Consider the following 1,819-nt stretch of genomic DNA (forward strand, 5'->3'; position numbering starts at 1 on the left):
GCGAACCAGTGATACTCATAGCCGCGCGGGTCGGTGTTGGTGACGATCTGCAACCGGCCATAGTCGCGCAGGCCCTGGCCGACGACGCGAATGCCGCGCACCGCATCGGCCGCACCGACGGGGAAGTTGACGTTGACGAGCGTCCGGGGGGCGAGCGGCGCATCGAGCAGCGGGCGCAGGACACGTTCGCCCCAGGCGGCCGCGACCTCGAACGGGACCGAATCGCCCATGCCTTCCCGGCTGTAGACCTGGCTCAGCGCGATCGACCGGACCCCGGCCAGCGCACCCTCCATCGCAGCGGAGACGGTGCCCGAATAGGTCACGTCCTCGGCGAGGTTGGCGCCACGATTGACCCCCGACAGGATCAGGTCGGGGGGGCTGTCGTTCATGATCCGGGCCAGCGCCATCATCACCGCATCGGTCGGCGTGCCGGCGACGGCATAGCGCTTCTCGGCAAACTTGCGCACGCGCAGCGGTCGCGACAGCGTCAGCGAATGGCCCGCGCCCGACTGTTCCTCCGCCGGCGCCACCACCCAGACATCGTCGGACAGCGTCGCGGCGATCGCCTCGAGCACCTTCAGCCCGCGCGCGTGATAGCCGTCGTCATTGGTCAGCAGGATCCGCATCAGGCAGCGGGCTCGAGCAGGGTGAGGCCGCCCAGATAGGGCTGGAGCGCGGTCGGTACCGCGACTGCGCCATCCGCCTGCTGATAATTCTCGATCACCGCGACGAGCGTGCGGCCGACCGCGAGGCTGGAGCCGTTGAGCGTGTGGACGAACCGCGTCGCCTTCTCGCCCTCGGGGCGATAGCGCGCGTTCATGCGACGCGCCTGGAAATCAGTGCAGGTCGAAATGCTGGATATCTCGCGATACTGCGCCTGGCCGGGGAGCCAGACTTCCAGATCATAGGTGCGCGCCGCGGTGAAGCCCATATCGCCACCGCATAGAAGCATCCGCCTGAACGGAAGCTGCAACGCGTCGAGCACGCCCTCGGCGCACTGCGTCATCCGCTCGTGCTCGGCCTCGGACTGGTCCGGGGTGACGATCGCGACCATCTCGACCTTGTCGAACTGGTGCTGGCGAATATAGCCGCGGGTGTCGCGACCGGCCGACCCGGCCTCCGAGCGGAAACACGGCGTCAGCGCGGCGAAGCGGAGCGGCAGTTCGCCGTCGGTCAGGATCCGTTCGCGCACGATGTTGGTCAGGCTGACCTCTGCGGTCGGGATTAGCCAGCGGCCGTCGGTCGTGCGGAACAGGTCCTCGGCGAACTTGGGCAGCTGGCCGGTGCCGAACACCGCCTCGTCGCGTACCAGCAGCGGCGGCGCGACTTCCTCGAAACCGTGATCGCGCGTCAGCCGGTCGAGCATGAACTGGCCGAGGGCGCGCTGCAGCCGTGCGGCGGGGCCGCGGACCAGCGTGAAACGCGCGCCGGACATCGCAACGCCCGTCTCAAAATCGAGCCCGATCGCCGGGCCGACGACGTCATGCTCGCGGGGGGCGAAGGCGAAGTCGGGCTTCGTCCCGCGTGCATGGACGAGCACATTCCCGCTCTCGTCGACCCCCGCAGGGACGTCCGATGCGGGCAGATTGGGGATCGCCGCGAGCGCCGCATCGAGCTCGGCGGTCAGCGCCGCCTCGTCGGCCTCAAGCGTCGGCAACGCGGCCTTCAGCGCGGCGACCTCGGCCATCAACGCCTGTGCGCGCGGCTCGTCCTTCTGCGCCTTGGCCTGGCCGATCGCCTTGGACAGCTCGTTGCGGCGGGTCTGCGCGGCCTGCGCTTCGGCGATCGTCGCACGGCGGCGCTCGTCGAGGGCGACGAG

Annotated in this window: 2 protein-coding genes; both read right to left on the minus strand. The window is 69.5% G+C overall.

Features of this window, described 5'->3' with window-relative positions; all coding sequences use genetic code 11:
• The coding region (surE, locus tag sphsw_RS17960) for a 5'/3'-nucleotidase SurE (protein ID WP_031441818.1) at positions 1 to 626 on the minus strand (626 nt) is incomplete at its 3' end.
• Positions 626 to 1,819: serine--tRNA ligase (gene serS, locus sphsw_RS17965; protein ID WP_031441819.1), on the minus strand; the 1,194-nt coding region annotated here is incomplete at its 5' end. The genes surE and serS, both read right to left, overlap by 1 nt.

It is taken from the genome of Sphingomonas sp. FUKUSWIS1 (assembly GCF_000733135.1).
GTDB lineage: Bacteria > Pseudomonadota > Alphaproteobacteria > Sphingomonadales > Sphingomonadaceae > Sphingomonas > Sphingomonas aerolata.